The 23,081-nt window shown below is 42.6% G+C and carries 24 protein-coding genes and 1 pseudogene; 16 read left to right on the top strand and 9 right to left on the bottom strand.

Features of this window, described 5'->3' with window-relative positions; genetic code table 11:
* Positions 1–402 precede the first annotated feature (402 nt).
* On the top strand, positions 403–603 hold the full coding sequence (locus tag PX482_RS03000) for a hypothetical protein (RefSeq protein WP_002735656.1): 201 nt from the start codon (positions 403–405) through the stop codon (positions 601–603).
* Positions 604–699: 96 nt separating this feature from the next.
* Here the strand turns inward: PX482_RS03000 and PX482_RS02995 are convergent, their stop codons facing one another.
* A complete protein-coding gene (locus tag PX482_RS02995; RefSeq protein WP_288096699.1) occupies positions 700–1,521 on the bottom strand; it encodes a sulfotransferase family protein in 822 nt (273 codons plus the stop codon).
* Positions 1,522–1,611: 90 nt separating this feature from the next.
* Between PX482_RS02995 and PX482_RS02990 the strand changes: the two genes are divergently transcribed.
* Entirely contained in the window at positions 1,612–2,553 is a 942-nt protein-coding gene (locus PX482_RS02990) for a hypothetical protein (protein ID WP_288122052.1), read from the top strand.
* A 153-nt stretch (positions 2,554–2,706) separates the two neighbouring features.
* On the opposite strand, the pseudogene PX482_RS02985 reads toward PX482_RS02990, so the two are convergent.
* A pseudogene (locus PX482_RS02985) lies at positions 2,707–2,844 on the bottom strand (geranylgeranyl reductase); the annotation flags it as partial.
* Between the two features lie 255 nt (positions 2,845–3,099).
* Between PX482_RS02985 and PX482_RS02980 the strand changes: the two are divergent.
* From PX482_RS02980 to PX482_RS02970, 3 genes are read left to right on the top strand one after another with little or no spacing between them, the layout of a single operon-like run.
* Positions 3,100–4,305, top strand: coding sequence for a DUF262 domain-containing protein (locus PX482_RS02980; protein WP_288096694.1), 1,206 nt, complete (start codon positions 3,100–3,102; stop codon positions 4,303–4,305).
* Entirely contained in the window at positions 4,299–5,402 is a 1,104-nt protein-coding gene (locus tag PX482_RS02975; RefSeq protein ID WP_130756240.1) for an AAA family ATPase, read from the top strand. The genes PX482_RS02980 and PX482_RS02975 overlap by 7 nt, the downstream gene beginning before the upstream one ends.
* 1 nt (position 5,403) lies before the next feature.
* Complete coding sequence (locus PX482_RS02970) at positions 5,404–6,198, top strand: hypothetical protein (RefSeq protein WP_193977300.1); 795 nt, start codon at positions 5,404–5,406, stop codon at positions 6,196–6,198.
* A 190-nt stretch (positions 6,199–6,388) separates the two neighbouring features.
* Here PX482_RS02970 and chlP read toward each other — a convergent pair whose 3' ends face one another.
* From chlP to phaA, 6 genes are all read right to left on the bottom strand, one after another.
* On the bottom strand, positions 6,389–7,606 hold the full coding sequence (gene chlP / locus PX482_RS02965) for a geranylgeranyl reductase (RefSeq protein ID WP_002735532.1): 1,218 nt from the start codon (positions 7,604–7,606) through the stop codon (positions 6,389–6,391).
* A 249-nt stretch (positions 7,607–7,855) separates the two neighbouring features.
* Positions 7,856–8,950, bottom strand: a complete 1,095-nt coding sequence (locus tag PX482_RS02960) for a class III poly(R)-hydroxyalkanoic acid synthase subunit PhaC (protein ID WP_002795840.1) — start codon at positions 8,948–8,950, stop codon at positions 7,856–7,858.
* A 166-nt stretch (positions 8,951–9,116) separates the two neighbouring features.
* Positions 9,117–10,112 (bottom strand): class III poly(R)-hydroxyalkanoic acid synthase subunit PhaE, encoded by a 996-nt coding sequence (gene phaE / locus PX482_RS02955; protein ID WP_288097273.1) that lies wholly within the window; start codon positions 10,110–10,112, stop codon positions 9,117–9,119.
* Between the two features lie 79 nt (positions 10,113–10,191).
* Complete coding sequence (locus tag PX482_RS02950; protein WP_002784823.1) at positions 10,192–10,404, bottom strand: hypothetical protein; 213 nt, start codon at positions 10,402–10,404, stop codon at positions 10,192–10,194.
* Between the two features lie 223 nt (positions 10,405–10,627).
* Positions 10,628–11,344, bottom strand: coding sequence for an acetoacetyl-CoA reductase PhaB (phaB, locus tag PX482_RS02945; protein ID WP_288095989.1), 717 nt, complete (start codon positions 11,342–11,344; stop codon positions 10,628–10,630).
* Positions 11,345–11,356: 12 nt separating this feature from the next.
* Positions 11,357–12,547 carry an acetyl-CoA acetyltransferase PhaA gene (phaA, locus tag PX482_RS02940; protein WP_288095991.1) on the bottom strand — a complete coding sequence of 397 codons (1,191 nt, stop codon included), beginning with the start codon at positions 12,545–12,547 and terminating at the stop codon, positions 11,357–11,359.
* Positions 12,548–12,766: 219 nt separating this feature from the next.
* Between phaA and PX482_RS02935 the strand changes: the two genes are divergently transcribed.
* Complete coding sequence (locus PX482_RS02935) at positions 12,767–13,900, top strand: FAD-dependent oxidoreductase (RefSeq protein ID WP_288026544.1); 1,134 nt, start codon at positions 12,767–12,769, stop codon at positions 13,898–13,900.
* Positions 13,901–14,437: 537 nt separating this feature from the next.
* Complete coding sequence (locus PX482_RS02930) at positions 14,438–14,797, top strand: hypothetical protein (protein WP_002763370.1); 360 nt, start codon at positions 14,438–14,440, stop codon at positions 14,795–14,797.
* Positions 14,798–14,846: 49 nt separating this feature from the next.
* Here PX482_RS02930 and PX482_RS02925 read toward each other — a convergent pair whose 3' ends face one another.
* Positions 14,847–15,011 (bottom strand): hypothetical protein, encoded by a 165-nt coding sequence (locus tag PX482_RS02925; protein WP_002763369.1) that lies wholly within the window; start codon positions 15,009–15,011, stop codon positions 14,847–14,849.
* A 295-nt stretch (positions 15,012–15,306) separates the two neighbouring features.
* On the opposite strand from PX482_RS02925, the gene psbQ reads away from it, so the two are divergent.
* From psbQ to PX482_RS02880, 9 genes are all read left to right on the top strand, one after another.
* Positions 15,307–15,747 carry a photosystem II protein PsbQ gene (psbQ, locus tag PX482_RS02920; protein WP_002737745.1) on the top strand — a complete coding sequence of 147 codons (441 nt, stop codon included), beginning with the start codon at positions 15,307–15,309 and terminating at the stop codon, positions 15,745–15,747.
* Positions 15,748–16,583: 836 nt separating this feature from the next.
* Positions 16,584–16,946, top strand: coding sequence for an ATP synthase subunit I (locus PX482_RS02915; RefSeq protein ID WP_002739749.1), 363 nt, complete (start codon positions 16,584–16,586; stop codon positions 16,944–16,946).
* A 58-nt stretch (positions 16,947–17,004) separates the two neighbouring features.
* A complete protein-coding gene (gene atpB, locus PX482_RS02910) occupies positions 17,005–17,754 on the top strand; it encodes a F0F1 ATP synthase subunit A (protein ID WP_002739857.1) in 750 nt (249 codons plus the stop codon).
* A 230-nt stretch (positions 17,755–17,984) separates the two neighbouring features.
* Positions 17,985–18,230: an ATP synthase F0 subunit C gene (gene atpE, locus PX482_RS02905; RefSeq protein WP_002740068.1), complete on the top strand. Its 246-nt coding sequence runs from the start codon at positions 17,985–17,987 to the stop codon at positions 18,228–18,230.
* A 230-nt stretch (positions 18,231–18,460) separates the two neighbouring features.
* Positions 18,461–18,892, top strand: coding sequence for a F0F1 ATP synthase subunit B' (locus PX482_RS02900; RefSeq protein WP_002740070.1), 432 nt, complete (start codon positions 18,461–18,463; stop codon positions 18,890–18,892).
* Between the two features lie 133 nt (positions 18,893–19,025).
* Positions 19,026–19,568 carry a F0F1 ATP synthase subunit B gene (locus PX482_RS02895; protein ID WP_002763368.1) on the top strand — a complete coding sequence of 181 codons (543 nt, stop codon included), beginning with the start codon at positions 19,026–19,028 and terminating at the stop codon, positions 19,566–19,568.
* Complete coding sequence (atpH, locus tag PX482_RS02890; RefSeq protein ID WP_002763366.1) at positions 19,569–20,117, top strand: ATP synthase F1 subunit delta; 549 nt, start codon at positions 19,569–19,571, stop codon at positions 20,115–20,117.
* A gap of 68 nt (positions 20,118–20,185) precedes the next feature.
* Positions 20,186–21,694, top strand: a complete 1,509-nt coding sequence (gene atpA / locus PX482_RS02885; protein WP_002763364.1) for a F0F1 ATP synthase subunit alpha — start codon at positions 20,186–20,188, stop codon at positions 21,692–21,694.
* 199 nt (positions 21,695–21,893) lie between these two features.
* The gene (locus tag PX482_RS02880) at positions 21,894–22,841 is read left to right on the top strand and encodes a F0F1 ATP synthase subunit gamma (protein ID WP_002763363.1); all 948 of its coding nucleotides are present in this window, start codon (positions 21,894–21,896) and stop codon (positions 22,839–22,841) included.
* Positions 22,842–23,081: the final 240 nt, after the last annotated feature.

Below are 23,081 nucleotides of genomic sequence, written 5' to 3'. Positions count from 1 at the left end.
TTGTTGGTGGGGGCAGGGTGTGGGGTGTGGGGTGTGGGGTGTAGGGTTTTACCGATTTTGAGGTAGTCAGTTACCTAATTTTCAGGGAAAAAGTACCTGAATTTTACCCCCGATCCCTCCAATGGTCGGCACTTTTTGAGGGAAAAAAAGTCTAAAAGCCTTATCCAACAAGGTTTTTAGATTTATTCAGCAAGCCCTAATTATAGTCACTTCAATTAAGATTGAATCGTATCAGACTTATCTGAAATGACTATCCCTTTTGAAGGACTAATCTTCTGCATAAGAAGAGTCCAGGCGAAAAAAAACCAAAAAGTAGCGGAATGTATAGCGCGCCACTACATCTCAGAAAAAACCCCTTACAATAGAGACAAAAGTGATCGGAGATCAATGGGGGTGAACGTCATGTTAGTGATTTTAACCGACGAACACATTCTCGATACGGGTTCTGTCTGTCAGGGCTGTCTTTTAGCCAACCAGCAGGGACAACCCCGGTGGCGAGAGGGTAAACTAGGCTGTGGTCACTCCTTGGGTAAAGGAGGAAGCCAACAGCCCAATCTCTACGAGTGTCAGATGGGCTTTACAATTGCTAATATTGAAGGCTAATCAGACCTTTTAAATGCTCAACTTAGAGTTGAGTTAGGGGGATTTTCTTGGGACTCGGAGGAGAGAATCAAGGCTATTACTAATCCCCAATTCAGCTTAGATACAATGACAATAATGACTGAGGGTTTCGTAGCATCGATCGTAGGCTTTTTGGGCTTGGGTTAAAACAGCGTCGGAAATTTCTATATCTAATTTTCTGGCTTGTTTAATAATTTTACCCGCTTTGATATTCTCGGAAGAATCTCCTATACCGCGGCTGCCAGTGGTTTTTAAAACTCGATATTCTTCAGAAAATCCCGTTTTAGTATCGAGATGACTCTGTAAACTATTAAAAACCAACTGACTTTGGTTTAATACCTGATCGTGGGTGATAAATAAACTCTTTTCTTTGCTGTTAATTAATCGAGCATAACTTTCTAAGGTGGCTAAACGACCAGTATAATAGCCTAGCGCGTGCTGCTCGTTTTGATGGGGTTTAAGATCTAGAATACTAGCTAAAGTGCGCTGCGGTTCTCGTAGTAAAAATATGGTCTTAACCGGATCAGATTGCAAAAAACTATGATCTAAAAACTTCTGATCATGAAGAACTTTATCTAAAATATATTTATGATTCATGTTTAAATCTTTCAAACGCCAGTAGAGTTGAAACATTAAAGTTTTAAAATCCTCTTCACTCTCATAAACCAGATGAGTTTCGCCAAAACCGATAATTTCAGGATTAGAATTGAGGATATGGGTCAATAAAGACGAACCCGATCGCATATGGCTAAGAATAAATAAAACCTGATAGGGTTGGGGACGAAAGAGAATTTTATAGGGGTCTTTGGGTGTATCAATGCGTACCTGAAAATACTTATAAGTTAAACGATGGGTTAAACCCTGCCAAGATTGGGGTAAGCGATCGAGGGCTATAGTCATAGGTTAATAAGGAATTGTGTCAACTTGTCGCGAAGATTCCCCTATAATGTATCCCATTTAAGACCCAAACAAAAGTGAGGTTTATACAAAATGGGATTGCCAAGTTGTTCGCTCTGGTTTTTTACGGCGCGAACCGATGTCTGGTTTATGATGAACACTATTCCCCATCTAGTCAAAATGAGTCAGTTTCCCTTCGAGGAAAAGGTACTCGCTATTGACACGGCCCCTTTAAGCGGGGAAAAGGTTAATCGCCCCGGACTGGGTACAATGGAGGAGTTAAGAGCCTGTGGTGAAAAATTAGTTAAAGATGGCATAATCGATCGCCTAGTGGATTTTAACTACGATCCCAGCTATCGTCAGCGCATCTATCAAAAGCATTTCGGCAGTCCCCTCCGTTCCACCCATAACTACAAAGGTTATCCGATTTTCGGCTCGATCTTCAAAATCGAGTCCTGTCGCAGCGATTATATGGTCCATTATGACAGTGACATGATGCTCTACCAAGAACCGGATTACAGTTGGATCTGCGAAGGGATCGAGTTAATGGAAACCCATCCAGAAATGATGTTTGTGCGTCCTTTGTCCGGTCCACCGCGGCCCGATGGTACGATTTATTCTCAGCATCCCTGCACGAAAAATCCCGATGGATTCTATCAATTTAAATTTTTTGGTAGTCGTGCCTATCTACTTAATTGTCGTCGCTACGATCGCCTTTTACCGATCACCCCCCTCTGGCGCTCTTATAAAAATACCTTTCTCGATCATTTACCCGATGGTTTAAAAGCTTGGGGGAATATTTTGACTGGCAAAGGAAAACTCGACTCTTGGGAAATTATGGTTTCTCGCTCCCTAGAACAAAGCAACTACTATCGCGCCACTCTCACCAATGCCAAGGGTTGGACTCTGCACCCCAACGAGCGCTCTGCCGCTTTTAGGCAAGCTTGGCCTAGTATTATCGAAAAAATCGAAGCGGGTATTTACCCACCGCCCCAAGCTGGTTATTATGACCTGATTCCGGAATTATGGTATTAAAAGAGCGTTATTTCTCTAGATTGGAGGTGAGGCGGTACTTAGAGATTGCAGGTGTGGCGATATTTTTGTTTGAATTAGAGAAGACAGGAAGAAACAACCCAAAAGAAAACCCAACCACCGCCGGAGATTGGGTTTTCTGGTTATAAATTGATTTTAAGGAGCTAAAGCGTTACCGCGCAGGAGAGAACCGATGGTTTTAGCAGTAATCTTCATTTGTACGAGAGGATTAGCGGGAACAACGGTTTTATAGAGATAACTGTCAAAAGTCATCTTCTGTACGTCCTTTTGAGAATTGCCTTGGGAGTGATCGGCAAGCTAGGTCAGAACAGGATTGAAGGGGTTGACATTTTATTTAGGTACGCTATATTCTAAAAACAATTGGCTCTCTCAGGTTTAGTGGGTAAAATGTATTCTAAAATACAGTCTGGGGGCGAGTGAGTGGAACGAACCACAGAGACACAAAGGACACAAAGATTGATCGCTACTATATAAGTTTAACTTATCACACAAGGAATAAGAGAGCCAATAATTTCATGGGACTATAATATGAAAAACAGTACAAATGATATCACATACGAACAATTAACATCCCAAGAAACTGAATTGCAAGACGAAAATAAAGAAGAAGAAGGAGAAGAAGAAGAAGGAGAAGAAGGAGAAGAAGAAGAAGGAGAAGAAGAAGAAGAAGAAAGTTCAGACTTCTTCGATCCAACCCAAATCAGAATTACGACCAAACAAATAACCATGGATCTTCTGATCAAAAGAATTGAATATGAAGAAATTAACTTAAATCCTGATTTTCAACGTAACGCTAACATCTGGACTGATAAGGCTAAAAGCAGATTAATCGAATCTCTGTTAATACGAATTCCTCTGCCAGCATTTTATATGGATGCAACCGAGGAAGACGAATGGCTAATTATAGATGGATTGCAAAGACTGAGTACATTTAAAAGCTTTATTCTTGATCAGAAGCTTGTCTTAAAAGACCTAGAATTTTTAAAGGAATTAGAAAAGAACAAGTATTCAGATTTATCTCGTAACTATAAACGCAGAATAAATGAAGCAGAGTTTATTGTGTATTTAATTGAACCTGGTACACCACCTAAAGTTAAGTATAACATTTTTAGAAGAATTAATACTGGAGGATTACCTCTCAATTTACAAGAATTTCGTCAAGCGATAAATCCAGGTAAAGCCATAAAAATTCTCAAGGAATTAGCAAACATTCCAGAATTCCAAAAATTGACAAGTTTTAGTCAAAAAAGAAAGAATCGCATGGTCGATCATGAATTTATCTTAGGATTTATTGCTTTTACTTTAATAAGCTACAATTCCTATTCGTCTGATAAAGGTCGGGATGATTTTTTAGATCAAGCAATGAAAAGGCTAAACAAAATAGATGAAAATCGAGTACAAGAAATCAAAAATAAGTTTATTTTTGCCATGAAAGCGGCAAATAATATTTTTGGAGAAGATGCTTTCCGTAAAATCCGTAAAATCACAGAAGATGGAAAAAGAAAATATCCTATCAATAAAGCTCTTTTTGAAAGTTGGTCAGTTACCCTGAGTGATTTAAGTGAACAAGAACTTGAAACATTAATTGAGAGAAAGGAGAACGTCAAGGAAGTTTTTATTAAAAAAATGGAAGATGATAGTAATTTTCTCGAATCTGTTTCTCAAGCAGCCACTAAAGTTCCCTATAGATTTGATACAATTAAAGAAATAATAAAAGAGGTGTTATCATGTTAGAATCATTAGTGTTAAAAAATTTTAAGATTTTTGAAAATCAATCTTTTGACTTAAAACCGCTAACTTTGCTCTCAGGATTAAATAGTAGTGGCAAATCCACTTTGCTACAATCCTTATTATTACTTCGCCAGTCCTATAAGCAGGATTTATTACCAAAGGAAGGATTAGCATTAAATGGTGATTTAGTTCGTATTGGAACAGCTAAAGACGCTCTCTTTGAAGGTGCAAAAGAAGATTCAATTACTTTTGAAATTACCAGCGCAGATCATGGTAAAAGTTCATGGGTTTTTGAATATGATCCTAATTCTGATGTTCTTCAACTATCTCCCCTGTCCCAAGATACTATTCCTCAAGAAATTTACCGATCCAATCTTTTTACTGATAAATTTTACTATCTACGAGCAGAAAGAATGTCTCCAAGTCCACATTTTGAAATTTCAGAATTTCAAGTCAAACAGCATAAACAGCTTGGAAGTAAGGGAGAATTTACAGCACATTTTCTTTCTATCTACGAAGAAGAGAAAATTAGAGATTCAAAATTAGAACATCCTCAAGCAATTTCTACAAGTTTTAAAAATCAAGTGGAAGCTTGGATTGGAGAAATTAGCCCTGGAACTAGAATCATAATCTCATCTCATCCAGAAATGGATTTAGTCAGTTTACAATACTCTTACGGACTGAGTAATCCTTATCGTCCTACAAATACTGGGTTTGGTATTACATATATACTACCTATTGTTGTGGCTTTATTATCATCTGTTACAGATACGTTAATTTTATTAGAAAATCCTGAAGCACATCTTCATCCAAAAGGACAATCTAAGATAGGAGAACTGTTAGCATTAGCGGCAAGCTGTGGGGTACAAATTATAGTAGAAACTCATAGTGATCATGTCTTAAATGGTATTCGTCGAGCGGTAAAAAATAAGAAAATTAATGCTCAAGATGTACGAATTCATTATTTTCAAAGATATTTGAAACAAGGACAAGCTGTATCAGAAGTTATTTCACCCATTCTTTATCAAGACGGAGGAATTGATCAGTGGCCTGATGGATTTTTTGATCAAGTGGAAAAAGATTTAATGGAGTTGCTTTAAAATGAAGTTTTTGATTAATGAACTTTCTTTTACTGGGCAAGCTAAAAACGACAATGAGGCTTACGAACTGCTCAAAAACTTATATGATATCATCCAAGAAGTAAAACCTATACAGAACAATTATCCTATCCAGACTCATAGTAGTTTATCTCAACAAAAAATATTATCTAATCTTACTATTCATCAATGGATTTGCCAAAAAATAAAGTCTCCTCATCCACAAGAGCAAGTGCTGGCTAAATTGTTGATACGAATTTTAACCAAGGGACCATTTATCGATAACCAAGTATTGCTTGAATCTTGCGAATGCTATTTTAACAACAAAAATATTACATCGAGTTCTTTAACTGGAGCGGTGAAACTTAAAGGTAGTTTACTCAGTTTACAAAAATCGGACGATTTTGTTGATGAAACCGTTGAGGTAACATTTCGAGAAAAAAACCAATCCTCTGAAAATGTTACCATCAGAAATTTAACCCAGATTACTCAATCTAGAAAATTATGTCCTCGTTACACTGGAACTCCTAAACATGATTCATCATTGAAAGGAACCGCACCTAGTGTTAAAGGAACTCCAATGGATTTAACAATCGAAGAAGCTCAAGAAGTCTTAAATCATTCCATAGATTATAAAAAAAAACGCTATGGATATCAAAAAGAAAAAAACAAGTTTTATGTATTTCATCCCAATAACAGTTATGATTCTGATGGCTATCCACTTTATCACGGGTTTCCAATTTCTGATTCTCAAGTTCTCCCTACAATTAAGAAAGACCTAGGAATAGGAAAACCATGACTCCCATCGAGGGGTAAGCGCATCTTAACAATCCTTGACAAAATGAACTTTATATGGGCTGCTTACCCACGATTCAGGCATATTTGAGGAGAATTTGCTATCTCAATTGTTAAGCAAGACAGGAGATGAAACAACCCAAAAGAAAACCCAACCACCGCCGGAGATTGGGTTTTCTGGTTATCAATGGATTTTAAGGGGCCAAAGCGTTACCGCGCAGGAGAGAACCGATAGTTTTAGCAGTAATCTTCATCTGTACGAGAGGATTAGCGGGAACAACGGTTTTATAGAGATAACTGTCAAAAGTCATCTTCTGTACATCCTTATCGGAACACATTTCCACAAAAGCTTCCCGGGTGGCATCGGTACGGTAGAAAACCCGTTGCAGGATATCTAATACCAGATAGGTCATACCGTATTTCTTATCCCAACGCTTGAGGTAGAGTTTTAACTCGTCCTCTGTGGGAATACGTTGGCCGCCGTTAGTGACTTCGACAATGGTTTCCGCACACATCCGCGCCGATTTAGCGGCGAAATAGATGCCTTCTCCCGAAGACTTAGTAACTGTTCCCGCAGCATCTCCCACCAGTGCCACGCGACCAACTACACGACGAGGACGGGGATGTTCGGGGATGGGGTGAGCTTCCACGCGGATGATTTCGCCACCTTCCAGACGACGGGCCGCGCGAGCGCGAATACCAGCTTGTAGGTCTTTAATCATGGCTTTATTGACCTTCATTGTGCCAGTACCGACGGCGACGTGATCGTATTTGGGGAATACCCAAGCGTAGAAGTCGGGGGATACGTCTTTTCCTACATACATTTCCGCCAGGTCTTCGTAGTAGGCCATTTTATCTTGGGGAAGACGGATGCGTTCTTGGAAAGCGATCGCATAGTTGTAATCCCCGGCATCAATAGCTTTGGCAATGCGAGAATTAGCACCGTCCGCACCGATAACCACGTCCACCTTCAGAGATTTCATTTCCCCTTGGGAATTGCCGTGGGAGTGATCGGCGTAGTGTAGGGTATAGGGATCGGTGCTATTGGTGGGAATGTCGAGACCGTAAACGGTTCCGTTGATTAAATGCGCTCCTAATTTATGGGCGCGTTCTCTCATAAAACCGTCGAGGACTTCCCGACGACACATTCCGATATATTCGTCTTGATTATCGAGATTAATATCGACTTCGACGTTAGAGGGGGAGATCATTTTCATTTTTCTCACCCGGCGATCGATAATTTCAGGAGGTAGGTCAAATTCGCTCACCATACAGAGAGGAATCGCTCCACCACAGGGTTTAGCATTATCTAATTTGCGTTCAAATAAATAGGTTTCAATGCCTGCTTTAGCTAATGTTTCTGCCGCCGAAGAACCGGCCGGCCCTGAACCCACAACAGCGACTCTTAACACTCAGGTTTTCTCCTACATACTTACGAGCGAGTACGCTTTGCAGTGTACCACAGGGGTTTAGCCGAAAGGAACGATATCCTCCGATTCTGCCCGATCTTGCAACAGTGCTTAACATCCTCTGTTACAAAAGTTTATTTTACTGCCCGTAGATGTTTTTTTATCGATGTGTTGTATTGTGTTACACCCGTAGAGAAAAAAAGTGCTAAACCCCTCTCCCAAACTGGGAAAAGGGGATAGGTGCGAGGATTGTTAAGCTCTTGCTTTCAACCAATCGCTAATAGCGGGGGGTAAATCCCGTTGCACTTTGCCACTGACATACATTCCGATATGTCCGACCGGGAAAGCACAAGCGGTATAGTCAGAAGTACCGATATAATTCCCTAAAGCGAGGGAAGAAGCGGGAGGGACAAGGTGATCTTTATCCGCATAAAGATTGAGAATTGGCATAGTCAGATTGTGTAAATCTACCCGTTTATCTCCTAACATCACTTCCCCTTTAATCAGTTTATTTTGCTGATAGAAATCCTTGAGAAACTGTCGATAGGATTCTCCCGCTTGGTCGGGACTATCAAAAATCCATTTTTCCATACGCAGAAAATTAACTAATTTTGATTCGTCTTCCATGATGTCAGGAAAATCAAGGTATTTCTGATAGCCTAACTGTAAAGGTTTCAATTCCAGAAACTCTAAGTTGAGAAAATCTCCCGGGATATTGCCCATGGTATCTACCATTAAATCGATGTCTAATGCTTCGGCTCCCAAGGAACACCCCCCGCGCATATTTAAGAGGGTCTCGGTTTGATAAAAGTCCACCGGTGTCACCATTGTCACCAGATTTTTTACCTTATCGGGATAGAGGGAACTATAGCATAAACTAAAGGTTCCTCCCTGACAGATTCCTAACAGATTAATTTTGTCGAGATGGTGACTTTGACGAATAAAATCGACGCAATTATCGACATAACCATTGATATAATCATCAAGGGTTAACCAGCGATCGCTTCTGGTGGGATATCCCCAATCAATTAAGTAGATATCTAAGCCTAATTTCAGCAGATTTGCCACTAAAGAACGCCCTTCCTGTAAATCTACCATGTAGGGACGATTGACCAAAGCATAAACCATCAACAAGGGAATCTCGAAGGGTTTTTCGACCACGGGTTTAAAGTGGTAGAGAATGATTTTATCTTCCCGATAAACTGCTTCTTTTTCCGAGACTCCACACTGAATATCTTCTTCTTTAACTCGTTTGAGATTGTCTAAACCTTTGAGATTTTTTTGAGTTAATTCTAGATAATCTTGGGTAAAATCTTCCAGTTTCACTTGCGTCAAAAATGGCCACATAATTTAATTCTCCTAGAAAAGTGGGGAAGTGGGGATTTTTCAGTGAGCAGTGAACAGTAAACAGTAATCAGTGAAAAGAAAGTTCCGAAGTTTTCACCTAACACTATATACTGAAAACTGCAATCCGATAACTGATAACTGATAACTGATTGTCAAGCACAATTAACTAATTGTTACTTTCTACTGCTTTTTTTTCTCCTAAAGCTTTTTTGAGACTTTTTACCTCTTTGCGTAATTCATAGATAGTCCGATGAATTTCATCGACTTCGCTGCGGGTGGGCAGATTCATCGAACGCAGGTAAATTTCCATCAAATCCTGCTGTTTGAGGCGATAATCATTGAGGGAATTAATAAATTTTCCCCTTACTTTTAGGTTTTCTGGTTGACAAAAAGCCTTTTCAAAAATATCATCAGCGACGACACTCCACACATCTTGAAATTCTCGCCAATCCTTGACAGGTTGACCTTTTTCTGCTAAGAAAACTAATTTTTTAGTTAAAGCTTCAAAGGATTTAACTTGAATATCAGCCAGCACAATTTGATAGTTAATACTAGCCTGATAAAGAATGCGCCAAGTTTCAAAACTATCGAGTAATTTGCGGTTAAATTCTCGCGGCAATCCCAATAAAGGCATCTGTAACCATTGGCCAAAAGTTTCATCATAAAACTTCTGCCAATAGATATTATTGAGTTCGATCAAAGAAGAAGTATTACCTAACCAAGCTTTGGTTATTGTGTCATTTGACAGGACGAAAGGATCGAACCATAAATGATTGAGACTTTGTAATTGTTGCAGGTAAATTGTCCATAGTTGACTGACATCTTGACTACTTTGGGAAGTGGTAGTAGTAAAACTATTCAGTTGACCGCGCATCTGTTGGGTATAATTATCTAAAATTGTTTGCCAGTCTTCTCCTGTTTGCATTTTCGGGAAGATACTTTCCCAAGCTTCCACCGATAATTTTAGGAATTTGATCAATAAATCCCGATTATCGAAATAGCGCTGGGTTGCCTCTTGTAATTCTGGTTTAATATTGCCCATAGGAGTCGGTATCGCCCCCATCATATCAAACCAACTTGACCACATTTTTGCCCCGGTTTCTGTCCAAAGATTGACGTAATCGGTAGCCATCTCACTCCAAGCTTGTGTCGGTTTATCCATTATTTTTGCCCTTTTCCTTTAACGCTGATTTCGCTAGTTTACTAACCTACTCTACACCCGATAACTGATAACTGATAAGTCATATTTTTCCAGACTTGGCAATTTTTGCCAGTAATCTTAACGCTTCATTGACTGAGGCTGAATCCTGAAAAATTTCCGCCACATCGGGATCGAGAATTATCACATTACTAGCCTGTCGATAAGCTTGATAATATTTGCCACGAATACCACCAGAAAAGTCATATTCAGTTCGCATCTCGTCATTAACCGTTTCTTCAGACTCCTGATTCATAATTTTTTCTCTCCTGTTTACTAGCTAAACGGGCGCTAAATAACGGAGGCAAGGAGCAGGAGGCCGTTTTTGTAATGGGGATTTATGCCCCGCTCCAAAAACTTTTCGCCTTAAGGCGAGGTTTTAGACCCGATTTTTTCGATAACAAACACATTTTCCATCTTTGAATTAGATAACTGATAACTTACCCACTGATAACTGATAACTGATAACTGATAACTGATTAGGTGTGGTGGGCCCCATTAACTCTGAGGACTTCTCCAGAGACATAACTGCTGGCAATAGGAGAGAGTAAATAGGCAGTTGCCCAGGCGATATCTGCGGGTTCACCGAAGCGACGACAGGGAATTTCGGCGGTGATTTTATCGCGAACCTTATCGGGAATCGCTAAAGTCATTTCCGTGTTAATAAACCCCGGTGCGATCGCATTGGCGCGAATATTATAACGGGCAGCTTCTCGCGCTAGGGATTTGACTAAACCAATAACTGCCGCTTTTGTGGCTGCGTAATTAGTTTGGCCGGCATTACCGCGATCACCGGAAATAGAACTAATACAAACGATCGATCCCGCTTGTCGTTCGTACATTCCCTCAATAAACGGTTTAATCGTGTGATTAACCCCTTTTAGGTTGACATTAATCACTAAATCCCAATCTAGCGGCGTTAATTTAGCGAAAAAGTTATCTCTGGTAATCCCCGCGTTAGCGACGATGCCGTACACTGGTCCCAATTCCGCTTCAATTTGTTTAGCTGCCGCTTCCATAGATTCCAACTTAGTCACGTCGGCGACAATGCCTAAACCCTGGGGATTATCCGTGGCTAAATCCGTGTAGGCCACCTTGGCCCCCAATTCTATCAAAAGAGAGACAATAGCCGCCCCAATGCCTCGATTTCCGCCGGTAACGACGATAACTTTCTCCTCTAGTCCCAGAGATACCATAGCTTTTTCCTCCTAAACTCTTTCAATTGCGATCGCTGTTCCGCCACCGGTCCCATGACAGATGGCCCCCATACCGAGGGTTTTATCCTGTACTTTCAACGCGTTAATTAACGTCACCAGAATTCGCGCTCCGGAAGCGCCGATGGGATGACCCAATGCGATCGCACCACCGTGAACGTTTTGTTTTTCCCTCGCTAACCCCAGATCCATCTCAAAAAGCAGATTATTTAAGGCAAAAGCTTCGTTATTTTCCACTAAATCGAAATCTTCGATCGTTTTATCTAAAGATGCCAGCAATTTTTTCACCGCTAGGACGGGGAATTCTGGGAAGCGATCGGTTTTGCCAGCACCCACAGCGCCGCCAAGGATTTTGGCAATTGGTTTTAAACCGTACTGATCCACAGCTTTTTGACTGGCTAAAAGGATAGCGGCGGCCCCATCGGAAATCTGACTACTATTCCCTGCGGTTAAAACTCCCGACGGATTAAAAGCCGGCCGCAGTTTTCCTAAACCTTCCGGGGTACTATCGGAACGAATACCCTCATCTTGATCAAGAATTGTGGAACCTTTCTTAGATTTAAGCTCAATTGGCACGATTTCGCCCTTAAACCAGCCTTTTTCTGTGGCTGTGGCCGCTCTTTGGTGGGATAAGGCGGCAATTTCGTCTAATGCTTGCCGAGAAACCCCGCGATCGAGACAGAGGCGATCGACTTGGGAACCCATGCCCTCAGTCGTGGTAGCATCGGTTAGGCCATCGTGGAGTAATAAATCCGTTAATTGTTCTGGCGCACCCATGAGGAATTTATAACCCCACCGGGCCCGATGGGAGAGAAAAAAGCCAGTTTGGGACATGGATTCGATGCCACCGGCGAGGATGAGATCCGCTTCTCCAGCGCGAATTGAGGTAGCGGCGTTACTAACGGCAATCATTCCCGAAGAACAAACCATATCCACCCGATATCCGTCCACGCTTACGGGAATTCCTGCTTTAATCGCCGCTTGTCGGGGAATTAACTGACCATGACCCGATCCCAAAACATTGCCGAAAATGTACAAATCTAGGGCTTCTGGGGGCAAATTAGCGATTTCTAGGGCAGATTTCATCACTGTTGCCCCTAAATCGGCCGGGGATAATCCCATCAATCCCCCACCAAAACGACCAATTGGAGTCCGGACTGCGGCCACGATATAAACTTCTTGCATAGACTTCTCTCTATTGGGAAGCGAAGATAATAGATAGAATTTGCTTAAGAATATCGAGTCCGAAAAGATCAAAATCCCAATTGACTGTCATTGGTTAAAAGTTCCTGGCCCCGATGTCTTGAGTTTTTGTCTATCTACCCTCGATTTTGCAACAGAATTTCTGTGTAAGAAGATATATTCATTAGAATTTAACTTTTCTGGCAGCAATCCCGTTTTTTTATGGATTTAGTCAAGCGCTTGGTTTTTATCGGTGGTGGTCATAGTCATGCGATCGCCCTTCGTCTTTGGGGGCAATCACCCCTAAAAAACGTTCAATTAACTTTAATTAGCGATGTCACCCATACCCCCTATTCGGGAATGTTACCCGGCCACATCGCCGGTTTTTATGATTTTGCTGAGACTCATATCGATTTACCTTCTCTAGCTAGGTATTCTCAAGCGCAATTCTGTTTAGACAAGGCTAATTCCATAGATACGGAAAAATGTCAAGTAATTTGTAATAATTCTTTACAGATTCCCTTTGATTATCTCTCGATCGATATCGGCAGCATCCCGGCAGTAGATAATGTTATCGGCGCTCAAGAGTACGCTATTCCCGCCAAACCGGTGCCGATTTTTCGGGAAGGATGGCAAGAAATCCTGAAAAAAGCGGTTAGTAACCCCAATAATCCTCTCAATATCGTCATTGTTGGTGGTGGCGCGGGCGGGGTCGAATTAGCTTTAAATATGCAGTCCCGTTTGGCCAAAATTCTCAACTCTAGCAGTAATTTGAATTTATCTCTAATTCATCGAGGAAAAAAACTACTACCAGCCCATAATAATTGGGTCGGTCAACGTTTAGAGAATATTTTTAAACAAAGGGGAATTAGATTATATTTATCAACGGATGTGACGGCAGTGCAAGCAGATCAGATTATCTGTTCATCGGGGTTAGTTTTACCCACGGATTATACAATTTGGGTAACGACTGCCTCGGCCCCTAGTTGGATTAAAGCGTCAGGATTACTGACAGATGAAAAAGGGTTTATTTTAGTGAATAATTATCTGCAATCTCTTTCCCATCCCCATATTTTTGCCGTGGGAGATATTGCCACGATTCCAGATTATCCCCGTCCGAAAGCAGGAGTTTTTGCCGTCCGACAAGGTAAACCACTGTTCGATAATTTAGGAAGAATTCTGCAAAATCAGCCCTTAAAACCCTATTTTCCCCAGAAAAATTATCTCAGTTTAATCGGGACAGGAGACCAAAAAGCGATCGCATCTTGGGGCGGTTTCGGATGTCAATCACCGTTATTATGGTTATGGAAAGATCGGATCGATCGAGCTTTTATGAAACAATTTGAACAGAAATGATGAGTTGCTTTGTCATCGGATTGAATGGCAGTTTAAGTCGGTTGGGAGGTGTGAGAAGCATGACTTAAAGTTGTTGTCTAAATGTCCAAATCGTGAGAAAAAGTTTAAGATTGCTGCTTTGTGGGAGTTTGAAGAATTTGAAGGCGCAGTTTGCGATCGCTGTTTTCTCTCTTTTGCTGAGATGAGAAACTGCAAACATCGAAAGAATCTTAAAAAATTTGACTCTAAGGGAAAAATAAATAGCAATATAGCTCTAATATAAATTTAGAGCCAAGAGGATATTTATGTTTAATTTTAACATAGAAGACTATTTAACGGATACAAAATTAATTAGAATGTCGATTTCCTATGCAATGTATAGTAGGCTTAATGACGATCAATTTTGTAATTTTTTTGAACTAAGTATCAATTGTAAAAATCAAAATAAAATCAACCTTTTAGTTGAATATATTAAAAATATCTACTCTTTAAAACAACCTTATATACCAGATGAGTCATTTAAAATAAGGAAGTAAAGCGATAAATCAACAAAATGCTATGGTCATCAATCTCAATATCCCACCCTCCCAACCATCAGCTAATCTAAAGGTAAAAATACTGATAGAAACCCTTAAAAATGGTCAATATGCTGTATCTATCGCTGAATTGCCTCATTTTCGAGTCCAAGCACCCACCAAAGAAGAAGCCATTTCCCAACTACAAACAACCTTTATCGAACAAATTAGCCAAATTGAAACGATATCATGGACAACACCCCTAGATAACCCCTCACCCAATTGGCGAGAATTTGCAGGTATCTTTGAAAATGACGCAGATTTTCAAGAAATCATGGATACACTTCAAGCAGAACGTACTTTAGATGATGACAGTGAAGTAGATCCCTCATATTATCTGTAGAGGATAAAGATTTGTGTCTCAATATATTCTCGATACTGACCATATTTCCCTAATTCTTGGCAATCATCCCCAAGTTATTGCTAATGCGTCCCGTCATTCCATTTCCGTTACAATCATTACTGTTCAGGAACTTTTCAGTGGAAGGAACCACAGAGACACAGAGGACACAAAGATCGATCGCTACTATATAAGTTAAACTTAAGTAGGGAGGCACAATTATTTGTAGGATGGGTTAGCGGTAGCGTAACCCATGCGGGCGTTGGGTTTCATGCTTCAACCCAACCTACGTTTATCTTATATTTAATTCCACCCACCCACTTATTACACAAAGTCGAGAAGAGCCCTTTTTAAGTTTCTTCTCTTTTTGTTAATGAAAGATGTGACCAATGGATGCCCTAAAAGGGGCGAGGTTTTAAACCCAAAATTCTGATAAAGTAAAAATCGTCCCGATACCTTGACTGGTTAAGGGAGAGAACGTCAATAGCTTGTTAAATAGTACATATAAACCAATGCCACGTCTTCGCTCGATTATTTCCCTAGTTTTAGTCCTAGTTACTACCCTGCTGGTTAGTTGCAGTGGTCCCCAAGCAACTATCCCCACCGTTTACAGTCCCCAAAAAATCGAACAGTTACAGGTTTACATCCAACCCATAGAAGGATTTCGCCAAAAAATGAGCGTTTTGCAAGACCTCATCGCTGACAAAAATTGGGTAGATACTCGCACCTATATCCACGGTCCTTTGGGGCAATTGCGTCAGGAAATGGTAGGATTATCCCGTAATTTACTGCCCAAAGACCAAGAAAAAGCCAAGCAGTTAGCGAAAAATCTTTTCGTTCACTTTGAACGTATCGATGCGGCAGCCAAAGAAAAAGATGCTAGTCTTGCTGCTAATCAATTCCAAGAAGCATTAAAAGACTTCGATGCTTTCTTAAATATTGTTCCTAGTTAGTTTTTATCAGTGTTCAGTTATCAGTGATCAGTTATCAGTGATCAGTTATCAGCTTTTTTAAAAAATCTCTGGCTTTTTGCCTAGAGATTGTTGTCAGAGAGAAGCACACAAAAACTTTTTTTCTTATTTATAGCAGCAAATTTTAACCCCCCGCAAGGGCAAGGATGATATTAGTTAAACTGATCAAGCTTGCACTCAAATCATCAAACCCTGATGCTGAAAAACCTTCCAGAAAAAATTTTTCTTTTAGGGTAGGGGGTAGGGGTAAATTTTCCTTCAGGTTCGGGTTTATTGAGGAGTAGGGACAAGAAACAATGTCCTCAAAAACACAGTTAAGTACCTAAGCAAAATTAATTACACATCTAAGCTCTCAGCCGTCAGCCTTTTGCTGATGTGAGTAAACAGTGAACTGAAAACTCAAATCCGATCCCTGATAGCTGTCTCGGAGTCTCGGAGTCTCGGAGTCTCGGAGTCTCGACTAGGAAATTAATTTTGCACGACTACTTATCGCAGTGATCTTAATAGTGAGGTAGGAAGTCTCTGGTTTTAGGGAACAGGCAAGAGGGGGCGCCGGAGTTGGGGAAGTGGGGAGAAAGGAGCAGGGGAGGGGGAGAGAAAAAAGCTGACGGCTGCGAGCGGGGGGAATCAAGACAATTTACAATTGCTTAATAATTGTTGCCACTGCCGTGATAATATGTCTTGTGGCTTACCTGAGCGTCATAGCTGGGAAAGCAATCCAGATATTGAGATTAGTCTATCGCTGATTTAGGTGTACCTTGTCTGACCCATCGATCGAATCTCCCCCAACCCCAGAAACCAACCCGTCGTCAGATCCGATGCGGGAATACTATCAACTACAAAACACCCTATTGATCACCACCCTGATCTTAAGCGGTCTGATCTTTATACCCGTGTGGCTGTTTTATTCCCTCAATACTGCCCTTAATTACCTATTAGGGGCAATGGTGGGAGTTGTTTACCTAAAACTCCTAGCCGGGGAAGTGGAAAAATTGGGGGTAACGAAAAATCGGGTAGGCAAAAAAGGATTAGCCCTATTCGCTGGATTAATCATCATCGCCAGTCGTTGGCAAGAACTGCACATAGTGCCAGTTTTTTTGGGTTTTTTGACCTATAAAGGCGCAATCATCGTCTATACCCTGCAAACCATCTTCAAGCTGGAGCAGAAAGCCGATTCCTAAACCCTTTAACCGTTCAAAATAACCCTGAGTTGCGAACCTGAATCTCCCCAAGGTGGAAATGTTAGACAGTTTAAGTGTGCTTAATTTTTATAGTCTCGCTTCCCTGGAAGTGGGACAACACTGGTACTGGCACATCGGCGGACTAAAAATTCACGGGCAAGTGATCGCGGTCTCCTGGATCGTCTTCGCTATCTTAATCATCGCCTCGATCGCCGCTACCCGCAAAATCCAGAAAGTCCCTAGCGGTATTCAAAACCTCATGGAGTACGTTCTGGAATTTCTGCGCGATTTAGCCAAAAACCAGCTAGGAGAAAAGGAATATCGACCCTGGTTGCCCTTCATCGGCACCCTATTTTTATTTATTTTCGTTTCTAACTGGTTAGGGGCCTTGATTCCTTGGAAGTTAATCGAACTGCCCGAAGGAGAATTAGCCGCCCCCACTAACGACATCAATACCACGGTGGCGTTAGCCCTACTGACTTCCCTCGCTTACTTCTACGCAGGCATCAGTAAAAAAGGACTCGGTTACTTCGCTCACTACCTAGAGCCGATTCCCGTGCTATTACCGATCAAAATTTTAGAAGACTTTACCAAACCCCTCTCCCTCAGCTTCCGTCTTTTCGGAAACATCCTTGCAGACGAGTTGGTAGTAGCCGTATTGGTCTTCCTTGTCCCCCTAGTCGTACCCCTACCCCTGATGGCTCTCGGTTTATTTACCAGCGCTATTCAGGCCCTTGTCTTCGCCACCCTTGCCGGGGCCTATATCCATGAGGCCCTGGAATCGGAACACGAAGAAGAACACGCTTAAAAGCGAGGGACGAAAAAAGAAAAATTTCTTAGGAAAAAGTGTCCAAATAATAGGATAATAACTAAGAAATTATTGGTCGAATTCAGGATGAGCAACTGAATTCCCAGATCGTTCTTTCCCAAAAACTCTTTCGGGAGTTTTGAGCAGAAAACCAGCCATTTTTTACGGCTGAGAACGCGCTCTGTAAACAACAGATTGAAATTGATTAGTAAATAGAGGAAAAAATCACCATGAACCCCACAGTAGCTGCCGCTTCCGTTATCGCCGCCGCCCTCGCCGTTGGTTTAGCCGCTATCGGCCCCGGTGTTGGTCAAGGTACCGCTTCTGGAGAAGCTGTTTCCGGTATCGCCCGTCAACCCGAAGCTGAAGGAAGAATTCGTGGTACCCTTCTCCTCAGCTTGGCATTCATGGAATCCTTAACCATCTACGGCTTGGTTATCGCTCTCGTTTTACTGTTCGCTAACCCCTTCGCCTAATTAAAAAAGCAGTGGGCTATCAGCCCCCAGTCCTCAGCTTGGCAGCGGAGTTTTCAAAACTCTCAAAAAACGCCAAAGCAGCCAACTAAAAAATCTGGTTTTGGGGACGGAAGGCTGATAGCTAGTTAAGGGAATTTTAGTGATTCCCCCTGACTGTTTATTGTTAAAGCAGGGGGATCATCTTCCTTTTTTGAACCTGTCTATAGCTTCTATTTATCAGGAATAAATCAATGTTTGATTTCGATGCCACCCTGCCAGTGATGGCACTACAGTTTATTCTTTTGGCAGTGATCCTGAACGCCGTTTTTTATAAACCCCTCAGTAAAGTTTTAGATGAACGGGCGGAGTATATTCGGCAAACTGAAGGCGGAGCCAAAGAACAACTAGCCAAAACCGAAGCACTGGTACAAGAGTACGAATTGCAATTAACTTCGGCTCGTAAACAATCCCAAGAGATTATCGCCCAAGCGCAGGCCGAGGCCCAAAAACTAGCCAGCGAACGAGTTGCCGCAGCCCAAAAAGAAGCGATCGCCCGTAAGGAAGCCGTCGCCGCCGAAATTGCCCAACAGAAAGAAGAAGCCTTTCGTTCTCTAGAAGGACAAGTGGCCTCTCTTTCCCGTCAAATTCTCGAAAAACTCCTCGGCCCCGAACTCGTTCGCTAAACCCCAGCCATTGGTTAATAACAGTGATCAGTAAAAAGATAGAACTCAGTCGTCAGGAGTTAGAAGACTGATAACTTACCTCTGATAACTGATAACTGATAACTGAATAACCTACTCCCCGCCCTCAATAATCATGATCATCGACACAGTTTTATTATTAGCCACGGAGGCGAAGGAAGCGGCAGCAGAAGGATTCGGCATCAACACCGATATCCTAGGAACTAACCTATTTAACCTCTCGATTCTGCTCGGTTTAATCATCTTCTACGGCCGCAAAGTTCTCGGACAAATCCTCGGAGAACGTCAGTCGAAGATTGCGGAAGCTTTAGCCGAAGCTGAAAACCGGAAAAATATTGCCGCTAACGCCCTCGCCGAAGAACAGAAAAAACTCGCCCTAGCAAAACAAGAGGCGGGACAAATTATCAATAATGCTCGAGATAGAGCTAAAACTGTCACCGCCGACATCGCCGCCCAAGCCGAACTCGATATTCAAAGAATGCGCGAAAGTGCCGCTAAAGATCTCTCGGCGGAACAGGATCGCGTTTTAGTAGAATTACGCCAAAGAATTACCGCTTTAGCCTTAGCTAATGTGGAATCCCAATTAAGCGCCGGCCTGGAAGAATCGGTACAACAAACCCTAATTGATCGCAGTTTGGCCAACCTAGGAGGTAAATAGATGCAGGGAAGTTTAATCAGTTCAGAAATCGCCGAACCCTACGCCCAAGCATTACTTTCCGTCGCCCAAAGCAGCGGACAATTAGAAGCGATTGGCGGCGAAATTAAATCCCTCTTAGAATTGTTGGAAAATGCTCCCGATCTAAGAGCTTTTATTGGCAATCCCGTCATCAAAGAAGAAGCTAAAAAAGCCGTTCTTTCCCAAGTAATGGGGAGCAGCGCCAATCCCTATTTAACTAACTTCATGATGTTATTGGTCGATAAACGTCGGATTCAATTTTTAGAACCCGTTTGTCAACAATATCTCACCCTGGCCAGAGTGCTGACTAACACCGTTTTAGCGGAAGTTTCCTCGGCCACCGAATTGAACGATAGCCAAAAACAAATCGTCATCGACAAAGTGAAAACCCTCACCGGGGCGAACGTGGTCGAACTGAAAACCAAAGTTGATGGCAGCCTGATCGGTGGTGTGGTGATCAAAGTCGGTTCTCAGGTCTTTGATGCCAGCATTCGCGGTCAACTACAACGCCTCAGCCTCTCCCTGCGCTAAGGTCATCTAATCTCTCTTTTTTGCCGTTTTTTCACCTTCTAATTTTTTACTTTTTCCCAGATTAAACTATGGTAGCTATCAGACCCGACGAAATTAGCACGATTATTCGTCAACAGATCGAATCCTATAACCAAGAAGTACAGGTCTCCAACGTGGGAACCGTCCTGCAAGTGGGTGACGGTACTGCCCGCATCTACGGCCTACAACAGGCCATGTCGGGAGAACTATTAGAATTTGAAGATGGAACCGTCGGCATCGCCCTTAACCTCGAAGAAGATAACGTCGGTGCAGTGTTAATGGGTGACGGTTTCGGGATTAAAGAAGGCGGTACGGTGAAAGCTACCGGTAAAATCGCTCAGGTTCCCGTGGGTGAAGCCTTAGTCGGCCGCGTGGTTGATGCTCTCGGTCGTCCCATCGACGGTAAAGGGGACATCCTCGCCAGCGAAACCCGTCTGGTGGAATCCCCCGCCCCCGGTATTGTCGCTCGCAAATCCGTCTGTGAACCGATGCAAACCGGCATTACCGCTATCGATGCCATGATTCCCGTCGGTCGTGGTCAACGGGAGTTAATTATCGGTGACAGAAAAACCGGTAAAACAGCGATCGCCATTGACACGATCATTAACCAGAAAAGCGAAGACGTGATCTGTGTCTATGTCGCCATCGGTCAAAAAGCCTCCACCGTCGCCCAAGTAATCGACACCCTCACCCAAAGAGGCGCTATGGATTACACCGTGGTGGTGGCCGCTAACGCTAACGACCCCGCCACCCTCCAGTATATCGCCCCCTACACCGGAGCTTCGATCGCCGAATACTTCATGTATAAAGGCAAAGCGACCCTAGTTATCTACGATGACCTCACCAAACAGGCTCAAGCTTATCGTCAGCTATCCCTGCTCATGCGTCGTCCTCCCGGTCGGGAAGCTTACCCCGGCGACGTTTTCTATCTCCACTCCCGTTTACTAGAGCGCGCCGCTAAACTCAGCGATGCCCTCGGTGGTGGCAGCATGACCGCCCTGCCGATTATCGAAACCCAAGCCGGTGACGTTTCTGCCTACATTCCCACCAATGTAATTTCGATTACTGACGGTCAGATCTTCCTCTCCACCGACCTCTTTAACGCTGGTTTCCGTCCCGCTATTAACGCTGGTATTTCCGTATCCCGCGTGGGTTCGGCGGCCCAAACTAAAGCGATGAAGAAAGTTGCCGGTAAATTAAAACTCGAATTAGCCCAGTTTGACGAATTAGAAGCTTTTGCTCAATTCGCTTCTGACCTTGATGCGGCCACCCAAGCACAACTCGCTCGCGGTCAACGTCTGCGTCAAATCCTCAAACAGCCCCAAAACTTCCCCCTCGCCGTTTGGGAACAGGTGGCGGTGGTTTATGCCGGTTTAAACGGTTATCTCGACGATATCGCCACCGATAAAGTTATCGATTTCTGCACCGGTTTACGGGAATACCTGAAAACCAGCAAACCTCGCTACGTTGAGATCGTCAGCACTGAAAAACAACTCAACGACGAAGCGGAAGGCCTGCTCAAAGATGGCATCAATGAGTACAAACAGGCTTTTAAATAATCTCGGTAATCAGTAAATAAATGTTGGTAATGGGGGTTAGGTTTTGGGGGATGGGGTGTTGAGGTTTTGGGGTTTTGGGGTATGAGTTGAAATTTCTCTATCTCCCCATTTCCCTGTTTCCCCACCTCTCCATTCCCTCCTAAACCCCGACTCTTGACTGATAACTGATAACTGATAACTGATAACTGATAACTGAATTATGCCTAATCTCAAAGCGATTCGCGACCAAATTCAATCGGTCAAAAATACCAAAAAAATTACCGAGGCCATGCGTCTGGTGGCGGCCGCAAAAGTGCGCCGCGCCCAAGAACAAGTTCTCTGTACCCGTCCTTTTGCCGATGCCCTCGCTCAGGTCCTTTATAATCTCCAAGGTCGTTTAGCCTTTAGTGATGTTAATTTACCCCTACTGGCCCAACGGGAAGTAAAAACCGTGGCTCTGTTGGTAGTGACAGGCGATCGAGGTCTTTGTGGCGGTTATAATACTAACGTCATCCGTCGTGCCGAACAACGGATGAATGAATTAAAAGAGCAAGGGATTAAGTATCAATTAGTGGTTGCCGGCCGGAAAGCGGCACAATATTTCGAGCGCCGGAATGCTCCCATTGCCGCTAAATTTATCAACCTCGAACAGATTCCCACTGCCGATGAAGCTGGCACTATTGGGGATGAATTACTTTCCTTATTTTTATCGGAAACTGTTGATCGCGTCGAGTTAATTTATACTCGTTTTATCTCCCTGATCAGTGCCACTCCGGTGATTCAAACCCTGTTACCTTTAACTACCCAAGGTTTAGCGGTACAGGATGACGAGATTTTCCGTTTGGTGACTAAAGAAGGAAAATTTAAGGTACAACGGGAAAAAATGGCCAGCCAACCGGCGCAGGTTTTTCCCCAAGACATGATTTTTGAGCAGAATCCCGTCCAAATCCTCGATTCTCTCCTACCTTTGTACTTAAATAACCAATTACTGCGCGCTCTCCAGGAATCGGCAGCGAGTGAATTAGCAGCCCGGATGACGGCGATGAGCAACGCCAGCGAGAACGCCAGCGAGTTAATCGGGACTTTAAGCCGTACCTACAACAAGGCGCGTCAAGCCGCTATTACCCAAGAATTGCTAGAAGTAGTAGCGGGAGCCAACGCTCTCTAGGTTTAAGCCATTTTTTCTTCTGATTATCAGTAGGAGTGATTATTTTCACTCCTTTTTTTATATAGGGTCTGCTGAAAAAGTTTTTCCTGGGGGTAGGAGTCAGGAGTCAGGAGTCAGGAGTCGGTCGTTTTAGGCTTTGTTGCCCTTGTTTTTTGTACCAAGCGATGTACTACAAGAAGGATAATGCAAGGTTTTTGAACGTCCCAATCCTATTTTCTTGCACTAACATCGGACTTTAAC

The sequence above is a fragment of the Microcystis sp. M53602_WE12 genome (genome assembly GCF_030065455.1).
GTDB classification, from domain to species: Bacteria; Cyanobacteriota; Cyanobacteriia; order Cyanobacteriales; family Microcystaceae; genus Microcystis; species Microcystis aeruginosa.
Note: the sequence above shows the minus strand (reverse complement) of the source record. Positions and strands in the feature narration are given on the sequence as shown.

Bases quoted from the DNA above. Each gene is read 5' to 3' on its own strand.
- PX482_RS03000 (WP_002735656.1), top strand. From the start codon at position 403: ATGTTAGTGATTTTAACCGACGAACACATTCTCGATACGGGTTCTGTC.
- PX482_RS02995 (WP_288096699.1), bottom strand. From the start codon at position 1,521: ATGACTATAGCCCTCGATCGCTTACCCCAATCTTGGCAGGGTTTAACC.
- PX482_RS02990 (WP_288122052.1), top strand. From the start codon at position 1,612: ATGGGATTGCCAAGTTGTTCGCTCTGGTTTTTTACGGCGCGAACCGAT.
- PX482_RS02980 (WP_288096694.1), top strand. From the start codon at position 3,100: ATGAAAAACAGTACAAATGATATCACATACGAACAATTAACATCCCAA.
- PX482_RS02975 (WP_130756240.1), top strand. From the start codon at position 4,299: ATGTTAGAATCATTAGTGTTAAAAAATTTTAAGATTTTTGAAAATCAA.
- PX482_RS02970 (WP_193977300.1), top strand. From the start codon at position 5,404: ATGAAGTTTTTGATTAATGAACTTTCTTTTACTGGGCAAGCTAAAAAC.
- PX482_RS02960 (WP_002795840.1), bottom strand. From the start codon at position 8,950: ATGTGGCCATTTTTGACGCAAGTGAAACTGGAAGATTTTACCCAAGAT.
- phaE (WP_288097273.1), bottom strand. From the start codon at position 10,112: ATGGATAAACCGACACAAGCTTGGAGTGAGATGGCTACCGATTACGTC.
- PX482_RS02950 (WP_002784823.1), bottom strand. From the start codon at position 10,404: ATGAATCAGGAGTCTGAAGAAACGGTTAATGACGAGATGCGAACTGAA.
- phaB (WP_288095989.1), bottom strand. From the start codon at position 11,344: ATGGTATCTCTGGGACTAGAGGAGAAAGTTATCGTCGTTACCGGCGGA.
- phaA (WP_288095991.1), bottom strand. From the start codon at position 12,547: ATGCAAGAAGTTTATATCGTGGCCGCAGTCCGGACTCCAATTGGTCGT.
- PX482_RS02935 (WP_288026544.1), top strand. From the start codon at position 12,767: ATGGATTTAGTCAAGCGCTTGGTTTTTATCGGTGGTGGTCATAGTCAT.
- PX482_RS02930 (WP_002763370.1), top strand. From the start codon at position 14,438: ATGGTCATCAATCTCAATATCCCACCCTCCCAACCATCAGCTAATCTA.
- psbQ (WP_002737745.1), top strand. From the start codon at position 15,307: ATGCCACGTCTTCGCTCGATTATTTCCCTAGTTTTAGTCCTAGTTACT.
- PX482_RS02915 (WP_002739749.1), top strand. From the start codon at position 16,584: ATGCGGGAATACTATCAACTACAAAACACCCTATTGATCACCACCCTG.
- atpB (WP_002739857.1), top strand. From the start codon at position 17,005: ATGTTAGACAGTTTAAGTGTGCTTAATTTTTATAGTCTCGCTTCCCTG.
- atpE (WP_002740068.1), top strand. From the start codon at position 17,985: ATGAACCCCACAGTAGCTGCCGCTTCCGTTATCGCCGCCGCCCTCGCC.
- PX482_RS02900 (WP_002740070.1), top strand. From the start codon at position 18,461: ATGTTTGATTTCGATGCCACCCTGCCAGTGATGGCACTACAGTTTATT.
- PX482_RS02895 (WP_002763368.1), top strand. From the start codon at position 19,026: ATGATCATCGACACAGTTTTATTATTAGCCACGGAGGCGAAGGAAGCG.
- atpH (WP_002763366.1), top strand. From the start codon at position 19,569: ATGCAGGGAAGTTTAATCAGTTCAGAAATCGCCGAACCCTACGCCCAA.
- atpA (WP_002763364.1), top strand. From the start codon at position 20,186: ATGGTAGCTATCAGACCCGACGAAATTAGCACGATTATTCGTCAACAG.
- PX482_RS02880 (WP_002763363.1), top strand. From the start codon at position 21,894: ATGCCTAATCTCAAAGCGATTCGCGACCAAATTCAATCGGTCAAAAAT.